Raw genomic sequence first — 20,080 nt, forward strand, 5'->3', positions numbered from 1 at the left:
TCTGAGTTTGGAGATCTTGCTCACAAAATGATACATTGCTCACATTTTGTCACCATCTTGGTGCAAATTTTTCTATGTCGGTCTATACACTTTCAAGGTGAAGTTGTAAGTTGTTGATAATTAGTGTTTTTATTTTGTTTTATTAAGTTGGCCTTAGTATTGCTTTGTTCTAGATAAGATAAAATTTTTTAAACTTTGTTTTTATATCTTAGAGGGAATTTTTATGGGACAAGAAAAATTTAATATATTGTCTTTTTCAGGGAAGATGAAAACCTTACATCTATCGTGGATGGCATTTTTTATTACGTTTGTGGTCTGGTTTAATGCCGCACCGTTAATGTTGGCGATTAAAGACAGCATGGGACTTACCACGGAAGAAGTGAAAACATTACTGATTCTAAACGTTGCTTTAACCATCCCTGCTCGGGTGATTATTGGTATGTTGACCGATAAATACGGACCTCGGCTTGTTTATTCTACGTTATTAGCAGTCTGTTCAATTCCATGCTTTATGTTTGCGTTGGCGACTACATTTGAACAATTGGCAATAGCGCGTTTCATGATGGGCTTGATTGGTGCTGGCTTTGTGGTTGGTATCCGTATTGTCAGTGAATGGTTTCCTGCTAATGAACTCGGTACTGCAGAAGGTATCTATGGTGGCTGGGGTAACTTTGGTTCTGCTGCCGCGGCATTCACATTACCCACAGTGGCATTATTGTTTGGTGGTGAAGATGGCTGGCGTTATGCGATCGCCATTACCGGTTTAATGAGCCTGCTATTTAGTGTGGTGTACTATTTTAATGTCACTGACACACCCAAAGGTGCGACTTATTTCCGTCCTAAAAAAGGCGGCGCAATGGAAGTTACCAGTAAAGGCGATTTCTATTTACTGCTGTCCATGAAGTTACCTATGTATCTCACATTGGGTCTATTAGCGTGGAAATTATTACAGGTTAGTATGTTTACCGAGACAACCACTAATGCGATTTATATTGGCTTAGCGGTGTTGTATGTACTCGATTGCTGGAAAACCTACCAGGTAAATTGCGATATTTTTGTTAACGATGTCCCTGAAATGGAACGTTATAAATTTAAACAAGTCGCGGTACTGAACGTATTATATTTTTCTACATTTGGTTCAGAATTAGCGGTTATTTCTATGCTGCCGTTATTCTTTGCGGAAACATTCGGATTAGGGATGGCGGAAGCGGGTATGGTTGCTGCGTCTTACGCTTTTATGAACCTTATGTCACGTCCAGGTGGCGGTTGGATCAGTGATCGCTTTGGTCGTAAGAAAACCTTATTGATTTTAACCGCTGGTTTAGCCGTTGGTTATTATGCAATGTCACAGATTACGGCTACTTGGTCATTGCCATTAGCGATCGCCACCGCCATGGCATGTTCATTCTTCGTGCAAGCCGGTGAAGGTGCGGTATTTGCTGCAGTACCTATGATTAAACGTCGCCTAACGGGGCAGATCGCAGGTATGACAGGTGCTTATGGTAATGTCGGTGCGGTATTCTATTTAACGCTGTATTCAATCGTATCAACGCAAATGTTCTTTTACGCCATTGCGATCACTGCGGTCATTGGTTTTATGGCCTTATTCTTAATGGAAGAGCCAAAGGGTCATATTGCGGAAGTAGATGAAGACGGTAAGGTGACGTTAATTAATGTGTCATAAATAGCGTTAATAACAGTTAAGCGTTATTGAAGTGCGGCGTCATTATCATGGTTTGGTAATGGCGCCGTATTGTTTGTGGCTTGTTATTCGCGACGATTTATTCGACATTATTGGTCAGTCATTAGAAGCCGGTCATTTCAGCTTCTAGTGTCGCTGAGATGTTTGTTAATGCAACATGGAATTTATCATGGTCGAGGTTGTCCGGTAGTGCTAATTTTAGTTTGGCATAAAATTGATTATTATCCGATTGCCATAAGTCTTTACAGTGTGTTGTTATCGCTTTTAATTCAATGCCGTGCTGTGTGAGCACTTGAGATACTTCGTGAATAATGCCTGGGCGATCACGGTCTTGAATAATGAGACAAGGAGACTGTTGCCAAATACTTTGATTTTTACCTTCAGCGAAATTAATAGTCAGGCCTGGGATCAGGCTTAATGCTTCGCATAAATCACGGTAATATTCATCTTCGACTGAGATTTGTAAAATGCCTGCAAATTGTCCTGCTAGCTCACTCATGTTACTTGCTAGCCAATTGCCCTTATGCTCGGCGACGACATGTGATAAATTGTTTATGAGACCTGATTTATCATCACCAATAAGCGTTACGATAAGTTGTTTAAGCATTATTAAGCCCTATGTAAGAAATTCCAGCTAAACGTTTTGTGTTAGCTATTTTCATCACTCAATATGATGCGCCATACTATATGCAAAGAATATGAATAAATATAGCCTCGTCATCGAAATATCAAAACTTAGTCCAGCTAATATAGATTATATTTAGCAGAGTTGCTTGATGTCATATAACTGTCATAAATATTACATATAATCGCATTGTGATTCATTACAGCTAAAGACGAGGAACAGATGGCTGAACAGTTTTCTTTAACGATTGCGGGATCCCGTAAACGCTTACTTAAAGATAAACTCGCAGAATATGGCATTAAAATGGGTGGGGGTGTGGTACTGATGACACTGTTGCTAATATTTTTCTACCTACTGTATGTGGTTTATCCGGTTTTTGAATCTGCGAAAGTAGAATCTAAAGCACAATACAGTCAGTCTTTTGCTGGTACTACGTATGCACTGGCGATGGAAGAGCAAAATGAAATTGCATATCGTTATAGTGAGTTAGGGATTAATTTCTTTAATACTTTAGATCCAAACATTGAGTTAATGCAATTTGAATTATCACAGCCAGCGATCTCATTTGGTCAAAGTGGACCCACGTCATCAGCCGTGGTATTCGGTTTTAATGATGGTAATGCGATAGTTGTGGCTGCTGATTTTGATATCACTTATCCAGGTGATAAGCGTCTTATTACCCCACTAATCAAGTTTCCATTTGGCGAACAGCCAATTAGAGTTGATCGCCAAGGACAAGCATTACAACATATTGCGATTGAGGTTGAAGGCGGAAATGCGGCGATTGTCGCGGTGACTGCGGATAACCGCGGTGTATTAGTACGCTATGTAGCAGAAGAAAACTTCATGACGGAAGAGCTGGAATGGAGCAGCGAGATAATTGAACTGCCTTCAATGCCAAAGGATATTGAACAAGTATTGTTAACACCAAACTTCCGTTTTATCTTCATGCGCAGTGGTAACAAACTGTCGATTTATGATATTCGGGATACCGATAATATTTCGATTGTGGAAGTATTAGACATTAATGAAAAACAGCAAAACGTTACCCATATTGCATTGTTAACTGGCGCTAGTTCATTACTGGTCGCGAATGATAACGGTGTAGTGAGTCAATGGTTTGAAGTGGCGAAAGATGGCGAGCGTAAGTTTACTAAAATTCGTCAGTTTGATGCGCAAGCCAGTGTCATCGATATTACCACGGAATATTCTCGTAAAGGCTTCATGACTGTTGATGTGGATAATAGCCTAACCATTTTCCATACCACAGGTGAAACCAAACTATTACACCAAGATCTTGGTATGGGATCACTTAAGCATGTTGCAATATCTCCTCGTGCTAACGCGTTTTTAGTTGAATCAGAACAAGGTATTGGTTTTTACACGTTAACCAATGAGCACCCTGAAGTGACATGGAGCGCGTTGTGGCAAGAAGTTTGGTATGAAGGCTATCCTGAACCCGATTACGTCTGGCAGTCAACATCAGCATCCGATGACTTTGAACCGAAACTAAGTTTAGTACCAATCACATTCGGTACCATTAAAGCGGCATTTTATGCGATGTTATTTGCGGTGCCGATCGCGGTAGCAGGCGCAATTTATACTGCTTACTTCATGAACTCGGGTCTGCGTAAAGTGATTAAACCTACGGTTGAAATTATGGAAGCATTACCTACGGTGATTCTGGGTTTCCTTGCTGGTCTATGGTTAGCCCCGTTTGTAGAGATGCATTTGCCGGGTGTCATGATGATTGCCGTGTTTTTGCCATTTTCAACTGTGTTGGTGGCGGCCATTTGGCATGTCTTACCGCAAAAAATCATTAACCGTATCCCGCAAGGGGCGCATGTAATTATTTTAATACCTGTGCTACTGCTCGTCGGTTACTTCTCGGTATTAGCTAGCCCGCTTGTTGAAGACTTAGTCTTTGATGGTGATGCGCGTGCTTATATCAATGATATCTTTGGCTTCGATCAACGTAACTCTTTAATTGTTGGTATTGCGATGGGGTTTGCGGTTATTCCGACTATCTTCTCAATTGCGGAAGATGCTATTTTCAGTGTCCCAAAGCATTTAACCCAAGGTTCATTAGCGTTAGGTGCGACCAGCTGGCAGACCCTGATTAACGTCGTATTGTTAACCGCAAGTCCGGGTATTTTTTCAGCCGTGATGATGGGCTTAGGCCGTGCGGTTGGTGAAACCATGATTGTATTAATGGCCACCGGTAATACCCCGGTAATGGACTTCAATATTTTCTCGGGTATGAGAACGTTAGCGGCCAATATTGCGGTAGAAATGCCAGAATCAGAAGTGGGCAGTTCGCACTACCGCGTCCTGTTTTTGGCCGCATTCGTCCTCTTTATTCTGACGTTTATATTCAACACGATTGCTGAATATGTGAGACAGCGTTTACGTGAAAAATACAGCGCGATTTAATCTAAGGCTTGTAACTAGGATATTAAAATGAAAAATTGGTTTCGCTCAGGATCGCCTTGGATATGGATGACAGGTGGTGCTGTAAGTATAAGTTTGATTGCCGTTCTTGGTTTGTTAACGTTGATCGCATGGCGTGGTCTCACTTACTTCTGGCCAAGTGCAATACATGAATTTAATGTACAGCTTGAAGATGGCTCTAGTCGCATTGTTATTGGCGAGATCTATGATCGTGAAGTTGTGCCTATTCAGCGTCTACTTGAAGCGGGTGTGAAGATTGACCCAACGTTAGAAACGGTAGAGCGTATTTTGGTGAAAACCGGTAATCGTGAATATGTTGATCTCGACTTCAGGTGGTTACTGGGACCAGCAATTACGCAACAATCAACCCCCGCGGCGGTGGCCGTGTTTGAACGTGTCACTAACGGTAACTTTTATGGCTATCCTGTTGCTGTCGAAGAAGACGGGGTAACCAAAACGCTAACTTCTGCCGAGCAATTAGACGTCTTGATTGAGCGTGCGGTTGAATTAAACAACAAATCAAAAGGTTTACAGAAAGGTGAAATCAGTTCGGTTAACTACGAATTAGAACGTATTCGGTTAAAATTACGTAGCTACGAATTAAATGATGAACTGACCAGTGAAATTGAAACGAAATACCAAAAGATTGCGGATACATTGCGTGCAAAATATCAAATTTATGAAGCGCAATTATTCAGTTATCGTGACCAAGCTAATCGTGATGCGGTGATCGTCAGAGACATGCGTGGTGTGGAAGTGCGTATTCCATTATCCAATGTGCTTGACGTCACGTACCCGAACGACATGGGCATGGTGAGTAAAATTACTCACTGGTTTGCTAATATAGGTAGCTTTATTAGCAGTGATCCACGTGAAGCAAATACCGAAGGCGGTGTATTTCCCGCAATTTTTGGTACTATTTTCATGGTGATGTTGATGGCTGTTATCGTCACGCCATTAGGAGTGGTTGCGGCTATTTACTTACACGAATATGCCCCTAAAAATTGGCTAACGAAAATGATCCGGATTGCGGTGATTAACCTCGCCGGTGTACCATCAATCGTATACGGTGTATTTGGTTTAGGTTTCTTTGTTTACATGCTCGGTGGTTCAATTGATGATCTATTCTATCCTGAGTCATCACCATCACCAGTATTTGGTTCGCCTGGGGTATTATGGTCGGCATTAACATTGGCTATCTTAACGCTACCCGTGGTGATTGTATCAACGGAAGAAGGTTTATCTCGTATACCGACATCATTACGTCAAGGTTCGTTAGCACTGGGTGCAACAAAGTTTGAAACGTTATGGCGTATTGTTATTCCAATGGCGAGCCCCGCTATTATGACGGGTCTGATTCTCGCTGTGGCTCGTGCTGCCGGTGAAGTTGCACCCTTGATGCTGGTGGGTGTGGTTAAATTAGCACCGACATTGCCGGTTGATATGAATTTCCCCTATATACACGTTGAACGTAAGTTTATGCACTTAGGTTTCCATATTTATGATGTTGGTTTCCAAAGTCCAAACGTAGAAGCGGCAAGACCATTAGTTTATGCCACGTCGTTCTTGTTAGTCACGGTTATTATCGGACTGAATTTAACGGCCATTGCTGTGCGTAACCATTTACGTGAAAAATTCAAAAATTTAGAACTATAGACCGCTAACCGTGACGTTTGCGTGTCGATTTAGACCGGTTAGGTTATAGACACGATCTGGTTATAGACATAAAGAATGGAAAATAGCTGCTAAAGTGGCTGTTTCAATAGGAAAGAAAATGATTGATATGAGTTCAAATCTTACTGATGCAATAAGCCTAGATGTTGCTAACTTATCCATAGAAAATACGGCATTAGAAATTAAAAATTTAGACTTATTTTATGGCGACAAACAGGCGTTGTTTGATATCAGTATGAAAATACCGAAAAAACAAGTCACCGCGTTCATTGGCCCATCGGGGTGTGGTAAATCAACACTATTGCGTTGTATTAACCGCATGAATGATTTAGTTGATATTTGCCATATTACAGGTGATATTAATTTACGGGGTAAAAACATTTATGACCGTGATGTTGATGTCGCGACACTACGTCGTAACGTTGGTATGGTGTTCCAGCGCCCGAATCCCTTTCCTAAATCTATATATGAAAATGTGATCTATGGTTTACGCTTACAAGGTATCAAGGACAAACGTCATCTGGATGACGCAGCTGAATCGTCATTACGTGGTGCGGCGATCTGGGATGAAGTTAAAGACCGGTTACATGATAATGCCTTTGGATTATCTGGTGGTCAGCAACAGCGTCTGGTGATTGCCCGTGCCATTGCGATTGAACCGGAAATTTTGTTACTTGATGAACCAACGTCAGCACTGGATCCGATCTCGACATTGGTGATTGAAGAGCTGATCTCGGAACTGAAGAAAAAATTTACGGTTGTTATCGTTACCCATAATATGCAACAAGCGGCACGCGTATCAGACCATACTGCCTTCATGTATATGGGTAAATTAGTCGAATATTCAGATACTAATACCTTGTTTACCACACCCGCTAAAAAGCAAACCGAAGATTACATTACGGGTAAATACGGTTAATTAAGATTTGCTTATATTTAATAAAGAATTAGCGTTATTAGTTTAAAGGGTAACAAATGGATAATTTAACATTAGGCCGTCATATTTCCGGTCAATTTAATGCAGAATTAGAAAGCATCCGTAATCAAGTCATGGTGATGGGTGGTTTAGTTGAAGAACAGTTAAATTCAGCAATTGAAGTATTAACATCACAAGATTTAGACATGGCGAACAAGATCATTGGTACCGATAAAAGCGTCAACTCAATGGAAGTGGCTGTTGATGAAGCTTGCACCCGTATTATTGCTAAGCGTCAACCCGCAGCAAGTGATTTACGTTTAGTGATGGCGATTATCAAAACCATTACCGATTTAGAGCGTATTGGTGACGTCGCCGCTCGTATTGCCCGTACAGTCATTGAAAACCGTAACAAAAAATCACCACCGCTGGTTAGCGTGGAAAATATGGGGCGTCATACCGTAAAAATGCTGCATGATGTACTAGATGCATTTGCCCGCATGGATGTGGATGCGGCATTTAAAGTGTATCAAGAAGATGCCAAAGTTGACCGTGAATACGAAAGTATTATCCGTGAACTGATGACGTATATGATGGAAGATCCACGTTCAATCCCACAGGTGTTGAACGTATTATGGTGTGTGCGTTCACTCGAACGTGTTGGCGACCGTTGTCAGAATATCTCTGAATACATCATTTACTTTGTGAAAGGTAAAGATATTCGTCATATTAACCATGATGAAGTCAGAGACTTATTAGCAAAATAAGCGCGTTATATTTCGCATCCTAGCTTGTGATTTAAGCCTTGTTTATCATTTTTCTTTACAAGTCTAGGCAGTATGCGACTATATTCTCTCTTAACTTGATCTTGTATTTAACAGGTAAGGATATAGTAATGCATTCTGTGCTGATGGCGAGTGATGGCCGCGAGATAAAATTATTTGCTTGGTTACCTGAGCAAGAGGTTCGTCATGTTATGGTATTAAGCCACGGCATGGCAGAGCATATACAACGCTATGAAAGGTTTGCGTTAGCCTGTAATGCGGCTGGTATTGCGGTTTATGGTGCTAATCATCGTGGTCATGGTACAGATGCACCAGTATTAGGTCATTATGCTGATGCTAACGGTTGGCAGAAAGTGATCGGTGATTTAGACCTTATTATTGATGAAGTCGCTAAGCGTCATACTGTACCGTTAGTATTATTTGGTCACAGTATGGGCTCTTTCATTGCTCAGCAATATGCCATTTTACACGGTAATAAACTCAATGGGTTGATACTTAGTGGTTCTAATTATCAACACCCGATCATGTATAAACTGGCTACTTTGGTCAGTAAAATTGAAAAAGTGCGTATTGGTGCCCGTTCGCCAAGTCGATTTTTGGATTTTGTGTCATTTGGCGCGTTCAATCGTAAATTCAAGCCGCCGCGCACAGCATCGGATTGGTTAAGTCGTGATCCTGAGCAAGTCGACAAGTACATTAATGATGATTATTGTGGTTTCCCCTGTAGTCCACAATTTTGGCTCGATTTCATGTCGGGTTTAATTACCATTAGCAAGAAGTCAGAGATAGCCAAAATTCCCAATCAATTGCCGATTTATATTTTTAGTGGTGAGCAAGATCCAGTCGGTTTACAAGGTAAAGGTGTATTAGCACTAAAAAAACATATTGTTAACAGTGGTTGTGAGCAAGTGCAATATAAGCTTTATCCCGGTGGTCGCCACGAGATGCTCAATGAATCCAATGCCAATGAGGTATTTAACGATGTAACGGATTGGGTTACATCAACAATTGTTTAATTAGCATGAGTCAAATCAGCTTCATTTGAAAGTGCATTTCGCTTCATTTTAGTTAAATATTGCTAAAGTGAAACGATATAATTTGACACCGTGTCACTAATGTGAAATTTGTTGCATTTATTGATAAGTTGTTGCAATGTGTAGGTTGAGAGAGCAATTCGTACACATGTTTAAAACAATGGGACGTTATGCTTCCAGCGTTTAGATTGTGATGAATTGTGGTCAATACATATATTTCAACGGAGTGAAGCTATGACTGCCAATACCCAGTCTAATGAAACAGGTTCTCTGGTTTTCCATGGGGAAATCAACCAAGAACAACAACAGATCCTAAATCCTGCAGCAGTTGCGTTGTTGACTGAGTTAGTAGAAAAGTTCGCTCCTCAAGTCGATGAGTTACTAAACCAACGTGTAAAAAAACAAGCACGTATGGATGCTGGTGAGCTTCCAGACTTCTTACCTGAAACTGCGCATATCCGTGCAGGCGATTGGAAAATTCAAGGTATCCCAGCAAAACTTCAAGATCGTCGCGTAGAAATTACTGGTCCAGTTGACCGTAAAATGGTGATTAATGCCTTAAACGCACGCGTTAAAGTATTCATGGCTGATTTTGAAGATTCATTTTCGCCAACATGGGCTGGTGTATTAGATGGTCAAGTAAACTTACGTGATGCTGTAAATGGAACGATTGAATATACCAACCCTGCGAACGGTAAACATTATACCTTAGATGAAGATCCAGCGACGCTTATTTGTCGTGTTCGTGGTATACACCTACCAGAAAAACACATTACCTTTAATGGTAAAATTGTACCGGGTTGTTTAGTTGATTTTGCACTGTTCTTCTCTAATAACTACGAAGCGCTATTAGCCAAAGGTGCCGGACCTTACTTCTACATTCCTAAACTACAAAGTCATCATGAATCAAAATGGTGGAGTGAAGTATTTAGCTATGCAGAAGATAAAGTAAATCTTGCGCGCGGTACGATCAAAGCAACACTACTGATTGAAACTATTCCTGCTGTATTCGAAATGGAAGAAATTCTATATAGCATGAAAGAACACATTGTTGCCCTTAACTGTGGTCGTTGGGATTACATATTTAGCTACATTAAAACGCTGCGTAAGCACCCAGATCGCGTACTACCAGACCGCCACTCAGTCACCATGGATAAATCGTTTCTTAGCGCTTACTCACGTTTATTAATCAAAACATGTCATAAACGTGGAGCCCTTGCGATGGGCGGTATGGCTGCATTTATTCCAGCTAAAACAGCTGAAGCAAACGATAAAGTATTAACTAAAGTAACCGCAGATAAGACCCTAGAAGCAAAAAATGGTCATGACGGTACTTGGGTTGCTCACCCTGGCTTAGCAGATACTGCGATGGGGGTAATGAATGAATACATTGGTGCAGGTAATGCTAACCAAATTAACGTTTTACGTGAAGACGATGCACCGGTTACGGCTGCTGAGTTACTTGAACCTTGTTCTGGTGAACGTACAGAAACGGGCATGCGTTTAAATATCCGTATCGGTGTACGTTACCTAGAAGCGTGGATCTCGGGTAATGGTTGCGTGCCTATCTACGGTCTAATGGAAGATGCGGCAACCGCTGAAATCTCTCGTGCGTCAATTTGGCAGTGGATCCAACACGGCAAAACATTAAGTAACGGTAAAATTGTCACCAAAGCATTATTCTGCCAATTATTACAAGAAGAACTGGTGGTCATTCGGGATGAAGAAATTGGCATTGAAGCTTACGAGCAAGGTCGTTTTGCTGAAGCATCTAAACTGTTTGAAGAGCTCACAGTCAGTGAACACCTTGCTGAATTTTTAACGCTATCTGGTTATGATTTATTAGATTAGAATTTTTTGGGATAGGGCGAGGTTAGATTATCTCGTTATGTTCTTGTTGTATCAAGTATTAAAATAATTATTAAGGGAATAAAAATGTCTATATACAAAAATGATATCGATTCAGTTGCCACACTAAAAGCTGAACAAGGTTCTAAATGGGCCGCTATTAACCCAGAATATGCCGCGCGTATGCGTACTCAAAATCGTTTCAAAACTGGTCTTGAAGTGGCACAGTTTACTGCTGATATCATGCGTGCAGATATGGCGGAATACGACCAAGATTCTTCACAATATACGCAGTCTTTAGGTTGCTGGCATGGTTTCACAGCCCAACAAATGATGATGGCTGTTAAACGTCACGAAAAAACCACCAAGAAAAGCTACGTTTACCTTTCTGGTTGGATGGTTGCGGCACTGCGTTCTGAGTTTGGTCCGTTACCAGACCAATCAATGCACGAAAAAACCTCGGTACCGGCACTAATCGAAGAAATTTATACGTTCCTACGTCAAGCAGATGCACGTGAACTCGATATCTTATTCAACGAATTAGATGATGCCCGTAACAACGGCGGTGACGTAGTCGCAGCACAAGCCGCTATCGACAACCACGAAACACATGTAGTGCCAATCATTGCTGATATCGATGCCGGTTTTGGTAACGAAGAAGCAACGTACCTCCTGGCTAAGAAAATGATTGAAGCCGGTGCATGTTGTATCCAAATTGAAAACCAAGTATCTGATGCTAAACAATGTGGTCACCAAGCAGGTAAAGTAACGGTTCCGCACGAAGATTTCCTAGCGAAAATCAACGCGGTACGTTATGCATTCCTTGAGTTGGGTATCGACAACGGTATTATCGTGGCACGTACTGACTCATTAGGCGCTGGCCTAACGCAAAAAGTACCGGTATCGCAAACGCCAGGTGACTTAGCATCGCAATACAATGCATTCCTAGAAACAACGCCAGTTGAATCTGCAGCAGACGTTGCCGAAGGCGACATGATCATCAAGCTAAACGGTAAATTAGTGAAACCAACCCGTTTAGCGTCTGGTCTGTATGCATTCCGTGAAGGCACCGAGATTGACCGCGTGGTACTTGATTGTATCGTTAGCTTACAAAACGGCGCTGATTTATTGTGGATTGAAACTGAAAAACCACACGTAGGTCAAATCGCTCACATGGTTAACGAAGTACGTAAAGTGGTTCCTGATGCGAAATTGGTTTATAACAACTCACCATCATTCAACTGGACGCTTAACTTCCGTCAACAAGAATACGCAGCATGGGTTGAAGCAGGTAAAGATGTATCCGCCTACCCAGATCCAGCAACAGACCCACGCGGCCTGATGGATGAGAAGTTCGATACGACAGAACTAGCACTCGCAGCAGATAAGAAAATACAAACGTTCCAAGCGGATTCTGCACGTGAAGCCGGTATCTTCCATCACTTGATCACATTGCCGACTTACCATGAAACAGCACTGGGTACCGATATTCTGTCTGAAGGTTACTTCGGTGAACTGGGTATGCTTGCATATGTACGTGATATTCAACGTAAAGAAATCCGTCGTGAACAGGCTTCTGTTAAGCACCAAAACCTAGCGGGTTCAGATATTGGTGATGCTCATAAAGGTTACTTCTCTGGTGATAACGCGCTTAAAGCTGGCGGCGAAGACAACACCATGAACCAGTTCTAATAATCGTTAGACACGCATTGTTTTAGAATGATTTATTCGTTAAAATAAAAAGTCAGTTAATATGAAAAAACCAGCTTCGGCTGGTTTTTTGCTTTCCCCCCTCCTTTACTTTAAGGGGAGGGGTCATGTTCTCTCCCATTATATTGGATAGAAGGTCTAGGGTGGGCTGGTGTTTAGTGCGTGACAGACTTAAGTTTATTTTTAATAAAATCAAGAAACACTGAAATCTTCGGCGAGATAAGATCACGCTTTAAATAGATAGCATAAGTTGAACTAATGCTTTCATAAGGGCTTAATATATACTCAGGTAATACATGCACTAATTTGTTATTTTTTAGTTCGTTATTTATCGCCCAGCGAGGCATAAGTGCAAATCCAGCATGGTTTAATAATAATTGCTTTTGACCGTTCACCGAATTCACCGTTAAATGGTCAACAATCGTTAACTTAATCGGTTTACCTGCCATTAAAAACCAGTCTCGCCAGCCAGAATAGCCATAAGTAATACAATCAAACTTAGCTAAACCATTGGGTGAGTTTGGAGTACCATGCTCGGCAATATATTCAGGACTCGCACACAATATAAAGTCATTATCGAGCAGCTTACGCGCAATTAGGTTTGAGTCGGGTAAACGCCCACTGCGGATGGCAATATCCACATTTTCTTCGACTAAATCAATGACACGTTCGGACAACTCCAGTTGTACTTTTATTTTAGGGTATTGTTTTTTGAATTCAGGAATCAGTGGCAAAATACAGCTTTCCCCAAAACCGACTGTCATACTGAGTTTTAGCGTTCCTTGAGGTTCTTTCTGTAAATCATTTACAACACGGTTAGCTTCGTCCAGTTCCGCAATAATACGTTGGGAATATTCATAATAAGTCGACCCAGCTTCAGTTAAGCCGATATTACGGGTGGTTCTGTTCAGTAATCGAATGCCGAGATCTTTTTCTAACGCGGCTAATTGGCGTGAAATTGAGGACGGTTGCACATCAAATACCCGACTGGCTGCGGAAATACTGCCGGTTTCCACAACGCAATTAAAATAATGTAAACGAGTAAGCATATAAGTACCTATTGAAATGAGCTGTCATTGAATTTTATAGATTAGCCAACTTATTCGATTATTGCCTAAAAAGCAAAAGTAGTTTGCTTTTTGGGTTATTGTTGGCTGAGGTGACAAAATATAGAATAGCCCCTATCTTGTTAAGCAAGCTCCAAATAATTTAATAAAAGGTACACACCATGAAAGCAATGATCATTAAAGAAATCGGTACAAGCGATGTTTTTCAATTAGTAGAAAAAGCAAAACCAATACTAAAATCTGGTCACATGGTTGTAGAAGTAAAAGCAACAAGCGTAAACCCGCTTGATACTATGTTACGTTCCATTGAACTGCCTTGGTCTGCAAACTTACCAGAAATACTACACGGCGACGTTGCTGGTATCGTGGTTGAAGTAAGCGAAGATGTAACAGATTTTAACGTTGGTGATGAAGTTTACGGTATGGCTGGCGGCATTAACGGTGTTGATGGTGCCCTTGCTGAGTTGATGTTAGTTGATGCACGTTTAATGGCACAAAAGCCTAAAACACTTACGATGAAACAAGCGGCTGCATTACCACTTGTTGCTATCACGTCATACGAAGCGCTAGTACACAAAATGAATGTACAAGCCGGTGATAACGTTCTTATTCATGGTGCAACGGGTGGCGTAGGTCATATCGCAGTACAACTTGCAAAAGTACTTGGCGCAACAGTAACGTCTACTCACTCAACGGCTAACGCAGAATTGGCGAAAACGGTAGGTGCCGATAACTTAGTCGATCACAGCAAAGAAACAGTGGCTGACTATGTACAAGCGTACACTGGCGGTATGGGTTTTGATAAGATCTTTGATACTGTGGCTGGCGAAAACATCCAGAAATCATTTGAAGCAGCTAAATTCAATGGTCACGTAGCGACAATTTTACCAATTGAAAACGTACTACAAGTGGCACTTAAAAGCTTGTCATTCCACAGTGTATTAATGTTGATCCCGTTATGCCACGGTATTAACCACGAGTCACACGGCCGCATTTTAACTGAAATTGCAACACTGGTTGATGCCGGTAAAATCACGCCAATCATTGATGACAGTAACTTTTCTATCTGGGAAGTAGCACAAGCACACGATCACCTAGGATCAGGTAAAGCGGTTGGTAAAGTAACCCTAACCGCTTAATTTAGCTATTATGTTTATTTAAGTACTCACATTTAATTAAGCACTGAAAAAGCATCAATAGATCTCTATTGATGCTTTTTCATGGAAGATAAAAAATAAAAGGTGAATAACGCAAAATTTATAACAGGTTCGCTTTTTAAACACATTTTTTATATGAGTTCGACGAGTACCATTGCACTCACTTTCTTATTTCTTGTCGATTTTCTAGATTTATATTACTTAAGTCTTTTAGGCCAGCAATCCGTCACCGCCGCGATAGGCTTTGCGGTCGCTAAATTATTTGTTACTAATATTTCAATTGTGGCGATACTATTATCGGTTTCTCTGCCGTTAGTCGTATTATCCCCGTTGCATTTGGAATGGTTTTTGCCTTTTATCTGATTGAATTAGAATCGAAAAATGTAAATGTAGCGAGCACGTGAGCGCCTACGTTTTATCAATCTTGTTAAGACGCGGGTTGTTATCCAAACAGTGCTGCGGATTAGCCGTTATTATCGTGCTTGGTCTTATCCTCTGCTTTCTTTGTTTTATTGGGCATTAAATTAGCAAGTAATTCGATTGGCATTGGAAATAAGATGGTGGAGTTTTTCTCACTGGCGATCTCGGTTAACGTTTGCAGATAACGCAGTAGGATTGCATTGGGCTCTTCGGCTAGTTTCGCTGCCGCTTCGACCAATTTGTCGGAGGCCTCCATTTCCCCTGATGCATGAATGACTTTTGCCCGTCGTGTTCTCTCGGCCTCCGCCTGCCGTGCAATCGCTCTGATCATGGTTTCGTTTAAATCAACGTGCTTTATTTCGACGTTCGATACCTTGATCCCCCAGCCATCGGTGCGTGAATCTAAGATCTCTTGAATATCGACATTGAGCACGTCTCTGTTGGCTAACATTTCATCCAGCTCATGTTGACCTAATACCGAACGTAATGTGGTCTGTGCGAGTTGTGATGTCGCCTGCAGGAAGTTTTCGACATTGATAATGGCTTTTTGTGGATCAATGACGCGAAAATAAATTACCGCATTAACCCGCACCGAGACATTATCGCGACTGATGACATCCTGACTGGGTACATCCATTACCACGGTACGTAAATCGACGCGTACCATTTGCTGAATCATTGGTATCACGATGATCAGACCGGGTCCTTTGACTTTTTCAAAACGACCGAGAAAAAAGATAACTCCACGTTCGTACTCACGTAAGATCCGAAACATGCTGATGGTTAGCAGGAGTAATAAGAATATGATTGCTCCGGTAAATAACATGCCGCTACTGAGGATTGCTTGCATCATTAACCTCCAACTCTGTGATTGGCAATAGGATCAGGGTTAAGCCATCAATGCCATTGATTTCTACCACTTGTCCTGCGATCAATTGCTGTGGGCAATAAGCCGCCCAACGCTCACCATTGATATTAATATAACCTTGGCCAATGAACCCGGTATCTATGGTGGCTTCAGCGCCAATTAATGCTTCTTTACCACTGACCACTTTATTTTTGCGTATATCCCACAAATAGCCAAATATAAAGATAAAGAACAGCAATGAGACGACGGCAAGGGCGGCGATAAGTTGTATGGATACTTGAAATTGCGGTAGATCAGTATCAAATAAAAATATGGAACCTAGGGTAAATGCAATGAGGCCGCCGAGCCCAAAAATGCCCACGCTCGGCGACATTGACTCTGCGATGAGCAATGCAATGCCCAGTAATAATAACGCCAGTCCGGCATAATCGAGCGGTAACAGTTGGAAGGCATAGAGTGCAATGAACAAGGAGATCGACCCTGTTACACCGGCGATACCAATTCCCGGACTGTAGAATTCGAGTAAGATGCCGTATACCCCTATTAACATCAGTATATAAGCGATATTTGGGTCGGTGATAGTGCCGATAAAGTTGCTGCGCCAATTGGGTTCACGTAGTTCCAGTGGACTGTTGGTTAATGTCAGTAATCTTTGCTGTTGCTTGATGGTAACGAGTTGGCCATCAAGTTTTTTTAATAGATGTTGAGGCGATTGCGCTAATAGATCGATGACGTTTTTATCTAATGCTTCAATGGCTGTGAGCGTGGCGGCCTCTGTCACCGCTAATTCTGCCCATTCGACATTACGGTTACGTAGTTGTGCTAAAGAACGGATATAAGCAACTGCATCATTAAGTACTTTCTTTTCCATGGCTGTTTTTTCTGCCACTGGAGATGATGTTGATGGCGTGGAAGAGGGCTGCTGCTCGTTAGCATCAGGATCAGATTCATCTGGCTGGGTATTGGGCTTGTTATCCGAGTTTGGTGCCGGTTGGTAAGGGTTAGCTGGTTTCTTGTCACCAGAGGGTAATGGATTACCAATGCTGACTGGGGTTGCGGCTCCTAAAGTAGTCGTCGTCGCCATCGCTGCGATATGACAGGCATAGAGTATGTAGGTACCTGCACTGGCGGCTCTTGCGCCGGGAGGATACACTAAACAGGCAATCGGGATATCTGAGTTTAAGATAGCTTGGTTAATATCGCGTAAGCTGGAGACTAACCCCCCCGGGGTGTCGATAGTAATGATAATTAACGGTGGGGTTGAATTACTGTTGTTGCCCGCATCAGTATTACTTTGCTGATTCGCCCGGTTAATTTCGCTGGTAAGATAATGGCTAACAGCAGGGCCGATAGCACCTTTGATGGTTAATACGGGCACCGTAATACCGACGTTGTCGGTGACGGGATCCGCAGGTTCAACTACGTTAGCATTTAACATACTGCTGTAAATCAATAGCATGCTTATCAGCAAGTAATACATAGGTAACATCTCGCAATCATATTACCTATTATTCTAGTTCATTAATACCGTGCGCGCGTCTTTGTGCATGGTAATTATTCACGGTTACTTTTTATAGACCTCATCGCGGACAGATTATTACTATGCTGTTCTACGAAAGCTTGAATTGACTGAGCAGCGTTTCTAATTCTTCGCCAGCGGCGGATAAGTCAGTGGAAACTTGTGTTGTTTCATGACTTGATGCTAATAATTGGGTAACCACATTTCGAATCTTGATCATGTTACGGTTTATTTCCTCAGTTACTGAACTTTGTTCTGTTGCGGCTGTGGCAATATGCGTTGTCATATCATTAATTGCAACTACAGCACTGATCATGCTTGTTACTGCGTTAGCCTGTAAATGAGTGATTATTGCTAATGCCACTAACAATGCAATGACCATGGGAACTATCGCAATAAGTAGTAGTTTATTCTGCATTTTCAAGTTATTCATGAGCAACCTTATGATCCAATAAAAATAACAATATGTCTTATTAGCTCATTTTTTTATCCATGTTTATATATTGTTGTGTCTAAATTGTTAACTTAGTGTTTATTTTTTATTTTTTTTTGGTTTCTTTGTTATCGCTACCGATAGTGGATATAACAGAGTGTTATTTTTGTTGGCGCCTGTTTAGATGCGGCTTTAACGTGTTTTCCTATGGTCTTTATCAATGAGATTATCAGATTGTGATGATGGGGTATTTTCACGGAATATAATGTTTTGTTCTTTTATGTGAGCGATATTTGGTGCATGTTAATCGGTTGTAGGTATTATGTTTATCTGTTTGTTGAATAAGTAACCCGATAATGTACGTGCGCATTATCATAAATCTAAGGGAAGGTATGTTGATGGAAGCTTTAACAAATTTTATTTCTGCGGTAAATAGCGTGGTATGGGGTGTTCCTATGCTCGTCATGATCCTCGGAGTTGGGTTGTACCTATCTTTGGGACTGAGATTAATGCCTATTTTGAAATTAGGTACTGGTTTTAAGCTGCTTTGGGCCGGACGTTCTGCTAGTGCTAAAAGCGAAGGTGAAATTACGCCGTTTAATGCGTTAATGACCTCACTTTCTGCCACGATCGGTACCGGTAATATTGCTGGTGTCGCAACGGCGATCTTCTTAGGTGGTCCGGGGGCATTATTTTGGATGTGGTGTACTGCGTTAGTGGGCATGGCGACTAAGTTTGCTGAAGCTGTTTGTGCGGTTAAATACCGTGAAAAGGATGCTAATGGTAACTTCGTTGGTGGCCCGATGTACTACATCAAAAATGGTTTAGGCCGTAAGTGGGCTTGGCTAGGCACTGCGTTTGCTATCTTTGGTTCTATCGCTGGTTTTGGTATTGGTAACACAGTACAGTCAAATTCGGTATCCGCGGCATTATCGAGCAGTTTTGGTATACCCCCATTGGCTTCAGGTCTGGTGATGATGGTATTAGTGGGTCTGGTCTTAATGGGCGGCGTAAAGCGTATTGCTGATGTCGCTGGTAAATTAGTCCCGTTAATGGCGATCTTCTATATCGGCGCTGGTTGTGTGGTTCTATTCATGAATGCGAGCGAGATCCCAGCTGCATTTGCCTTAATCTTTGAAAGTGCCTTTACGCCCGTTGCTGCCGAAGGTGGTTTTGCTGGTGCTGCGGTTTGGGCTGCTATTCGTTTCGGTGTCGCTCGTGGTGTGTTCTCGAATGAAGCCGGTTTAGGTAGTGCGCCAATTGCCCATGCTGCTGCACAGACTAACGATCCGGTACAACAAGGCCTTATCGCGATGTTAGGTACCTTTATTGATACCCTTATCGTTTGTACTATTACTGGTTTGGCGATTATTGTTACTGGTGCTTGGACATCGGGCGACACGGGTGCGGCATTAACGTCGGCTGCTTTCGCTAGCGCATTGCCAGGTATGGGTAACTACATTGTTGCTATTGCCCTGTCGGTATTTGCTTTCACTACGATCCTTGGTTGGAGCTTCTACAGCGAAAAATGTGTGCAGTATCTATTTGGTGTGAAAGCGATAGTACCTTTCCGTATCTTGTGGATCATTGCCGTGCCAATCGGTGCGACAAGCTCACTCAGCTTTGTGTGGTTACTGGCGGATACATTAAATGCGATGATGGCGCTGCCTAACTTGATCGCACTGGCACTGCTTAGCCCTGTGGTATTTAAGTTAACCAAAGAATACTTTGCCAAGCAAAGTGAGGCAGCTAAAGAATCGTAAGCAGTAACTTTCTCGTCTAGAGAGCCTTTGCTAACAAGTACGATTAAGCCCCGGTTTGATTTTCTTTGGAAAATTGGCCCAGGGTTTTATTTTATCCAGCCACAACGA

The 20,080-nt window shown here is 41.8% G+C and carries 16 protein-coding genes; 11 read left to right on the forward strand and 5 right to left on the reverse strand.

Going from position 1 to position 20,080, the window contains the following annotated elements:
- Nucleotides 1-223 precede the first annotated feature (223 nt).
- Nucleotides 224-1,684, forward strand: coding sequence for a NarK family nitrate/nitrite MFS transporter (locus MORIYA_RS18085; protein WP_112717441.1), 1,461 nt, complete (start codon nucleotides 224-226; stop codon nucleotides 1,682-1,684).
- 121 nt (nucleotides 1,685-1,805) lie between these two features.
- On the opposite strand, the gene MORIYA_RS18090 is transcribed toward MORIYA_RS18085, so the two are convergent.
- Nucleotides 1,806-2,309, reverse strand: coding sequence for a glycine cleavage system protein R (locus tag MORIYA_RS18090; RefSeq protein ID WP_112717443.1), 504 nt, complete (start codon nucleotides 2,307-2,309; stop codon nucleotides 1,806-1,808).
- A gap of 240 nt (nucleotides 2,310-2,549) precedes the next feature.
- On the opposite strand from MORIYA_RS18090, the gene MORIYA_RS18095 reads away from it, so the two are divergent.
- The 7 genes from MORIYA_RS18095 to MORIYA_RS18125 all read left to right on the forward strand — a co-directional run bounded on the left by MORIYA_RS18095 (nucleotide 2,550) and on the right by MORIYA_RS18125 (nucleotide 12,727).
- Nucleotides 2,550-4,760, forward strand: coding sequence for an ABC transporter permease subunit (locus tag MORIYA_RS18095; RefSeq protein WP_112717445.1), 2,211 nt, complete (start codon nucleotides 2,550-2,552; stop codon nucleotides 4,758-4,760).
- A gap of 27 nt (nucleotides 4,761-4,787) precedes the next feature.
- Nucleotides 4,788-6,434, forward strand: a complete 1,647-nt coding sequence (gene pstA / locus MORIYA_RS18100) for a phosphate ABC transporter permease PstA (RefSeq protein ID WP_112717447.1) — start codon at nucleotides 4,788-4,790, stop codon at nucleotides 6,432-6,434.
- A 118-nt stretch (nucleotides 6,435-6,552) separates the two neighbouring features.
- Nucleotides 6,553-7,371: a phosphate ABC transporter ATP-binding protein PstB gene (pstB, locus tag MORIYA_RS18105; RefSeq protein ID WP_112717449.1), complete on the forward strand. Its 819-nt coding sequence runs from the start codon at nucleotides 6,553-6,555 to the stop codon at nucleotides 7,369-7,371.
- 56 nt (nucleotides 7,372-7,427) lie between these two features.
- Complete coding sequence (gene phoU, locus MORIYA_RS18110) at nucleotides 7,428-8,135, forward strand: phosphate signaling complex protein PhoU (RefSeq protein ID WP_112717451.1); 708 nt, start codon at nucleotides 7,428-7,430, stop codon at nucleotides 8,133-8,135.
- Nucleotides 8,136-8,263: 128 nt separating this feature from the next.
- On the forward strand, nucleotides 8,264-9,169 hold the full coding sequence (locus MORIYA_RS18115; protein ID WP_112717453.1) for an alpha/beta hydrolase: 906 nt from the start codon (nucleotides 8,264-8,266) through the stop codon (nucleotides 9,167-9,169).
- Between the two features lie 252 nt (nucleotides 9,170-9,421).
- Complete coding sequence (aceB, locus tag MORIYA_RS18120; RefSeq protein ID WP_112717455.1) at nucleotides 9,422-11,038, forward strand: malate synthase A; 1,617 nt, start codon at nucleotides 9,422-9,424, stop codon at nucleotides 11,036-11,038.
- Nucleotides 11,039-11,122: 84 nt separating this feature from the next.
- Complete coding sequence (locus MORIYA_RS18125) at nucleotides 11,123-12,727, forward strand: isocitrate lyase (RefSeq protein WP_112717457.1); 1,605 nt, start codon at nucleotides 11,123-11,125, stop codon at nucleotides 12,725-12,727.
- Between the two features lie 173 nt (nucleotides 12,728-12,900).
- Here the strand turns inward: MORIYA_RS18125 and MORIYA_RS18130 are convergent, their stop codons facing one another.
- A complete protein-coding gene (locus MORIYA_RS18130) occupies nucleotides 12,901-13,794 on the reverse strand; it encodes a LysR family transcriptional regulator (RefSeq protein WP_112717459.1) in 894 nt (297 codons plus the stop codon).
- Nucleotides 13,795-13,973: 179 nt separating this feature from the next.
- On the opposite strand from MORIYA_RS18130, the gene MORIYA_RS18135 reads away from it, so the two are divergent.
- Together MORIYA_RS18135 and MORIYA_RS18140 are read left to right on the forward strand one after the other, a co-directional pair.
- Nucleotides 13,974-14,951: a zinc-dependent alcohol dehydrogenase family protein gene (locus tag MORIYA_RS18135; protein ID WP_112717461.1), complete on the forward strand. Its 978-nt coding sequence runs from the start codon at nucleotides 13,974-13,976 to the stop codon at nucleotides 14,949-14,951.
- A gap of 153 nt (nucleotides 14,952-15,104) precedes the next feature.
- Entirely contained in the window at nucleotides 15,105-15,332 is a 228-nt protein-coding gene (locus MORIYA_RS18140) for a hypothetical protein (protein ID WP_162629293.1), read from the forward strand.
- 100 nt (nucleotides 15,333-15,432) lie between these two features.
- Here the strand turns inward: MORIYA_RS18140 and MORIYA_RS18145 are convergent, their stop codons facing one another.
- From MORIYA_RS18145 to MORIYA_RS18155, 3 genes are all read right to left on the reverse strand, one after another.
- Nucleotides 15,433-16,239, reverse strand: coding sequence for a slipin family protein (locus tag MORIYA_RS18145; protein ID WP_112717465.1), 807 nt, complete (start codon nucleotides 16,237-16,239; stop codon nucleotides 15,433-15,435).
- On the reverse strand, nucleotides 16,220-17,746 hold the full coding sequence (locus MORIYA_RS18150) for an NfeD family protein (RefSeq protein WP_112717467.1): 1,527 nt from the start codon (nucleotides 17,744-17,746) through the stop codon (nucleotides 16,220-16,222). The genes MORIYA_RS18145 and MORIYA_RS18150 overlap by 20 nt, the downstream gene beginning before the upstream one ends.
- Before the next feature lie 121 nt (nucleotides 17,747-17,867).
- Nucleotides 17,868-18,209 (reverse strand): hypothetical protein, encoded by a 342-nt coding sequence (locus tag MORIYA_RS18155; protein ID WP_232011664.1) that lies wholly within the window; start codon nucleotides 18,207-18,209, stop codon nucleotides 17,868-17,870.
- Between the two features lie 398 nt (nucleotides 18,210-18,607).
- Here MORIYA_RS18155 and MORIYA_RS18160 point away from each other — a divergent pair, with 398 nt between their 5' ends.
- A complete protein-coding gene (locus MORIYA_RS18160) occupies nucleotides 18,608-19,972 on the forward strand; it encodes an alanine/glycine:cation symporter family protein (RefSeq protein ID WP_112717469.1) in 1,365 nt (454 codons plus the stop codon).
- Nucleotides 19,973-20,080 lie beyond the last annotated feature (108 nt).

This window comes from Moritella yayanosii (assembly GCF_900465055.1).
GTDB lineage: Bacteria > Pseudomonadota > Gammaproteobacteria > Enterobacterales > Moritellaceae > Moritella > Moritella yayanosii.

Coding starts and splice junctions, on each gene's coding strand:
- MORIYA_RS18160 (WP_112717469.1), top strand. CDS start 18,608: ATGGAAGCTTTAACAAATTTTATTTCTGCGGTAAATAGCGTGGTATGG.
- phoU (WP_112717451.1), top strand. CDS start 7,428: ATGGATAATTTAACATTAGGCCGTCATATTTCCGGTCAATTTAATGCA.
- MORIYA_RS18090 (WP_112717443.1), bottom strand. CDS start 2,309: ATGCTTAAACAACTTATCGTAACGCTTATTGGTGATGATAAATCAGGT.
- MORIYA_RS18155 (WP_232011664.1), bottom strand. CDS start 18,209: ATGAATAACTTGAAAATGCAGAATAAACTACTACTTATTGCGATAGTT.
- MORIYA_RS18145 (WP_112717465.1), bottom strand. CDS start 16,239: ATGCAAGCAATCCTCAGTAGCGGCATGTTATTTACCGGAGCAATCATA.
- MORIYA_RS18130 (WP_112717459.1), bottom strand. CDS start 13,794: ATGCTTACTCGTTTACATTATTTTAATTGCGTTGTGGAAACCGGCAGT.
- MORIYA_RS18150 (WP_112717467.1), bottom strand. CDS start 17,746: ATGTTACCTATGTATTACTTGCTGATAAGCATGCTATTGATTTACAGC.
- aceB (WP_112717455.1), top strand. CDS start 9,422: ATGACTGCCAATACCCAGTCTAATGAAACAGGTTCTCTGGTTTTCCAT.
- MORIYA_RS18135 (WP_112717461.1), top strand. CDS start 13,974: ATGAAAGCAATGATCATTAAAGAAATCGGTACAAGCGATGTTTTTCAA.
- pstB (WP_112717449.1), top strand. CDS start 6,553: ATGATTGATATGAGTTCAAATCTTACTGATGCAATAAGCCTAGATGTT.
- MORIYA_RS18115 (WP_112717453.1), top strand. CDS start 8,264: ATGCATTCTGTGCTGATGGCGAGTGATGGCCGCGAGATAAAATTATTT.
- MORIYA_RS18125 (WP_112717457.1), top strand. CDS start 11,123: ATGTCTATATACAAAAATGATATCGATTCAGTTGCCACACTAAAAGCT.
- MORIYA_RS18085 (WP_112717441.1), top strand. CDS start 224: ATGGGACAAGAAAAATTTAATATATTGTCTTTTTCAGGGAAGATGAAA.
- MORIYA_RS18140 (WP_162629293.1), top strand. CDS start 15,105: ATGAGTTCGACGAGTACCATTGCACTCACTTTCTTATTTCTTGTCGAT.
- pstA (WP_112717447.1), top strand. CDS start 4,788: ATGAAAAATTGGTTTCGCTCAGGATCGCCTTGGATATGGATGACAGGT.
- MORIYA_RS18095 (WP_112717445.1), top strand. CDS start 2,550: ATGGCTGAACAGTTTTCTTTAACGATTGCGGGATCCCGTAAACGCTTA.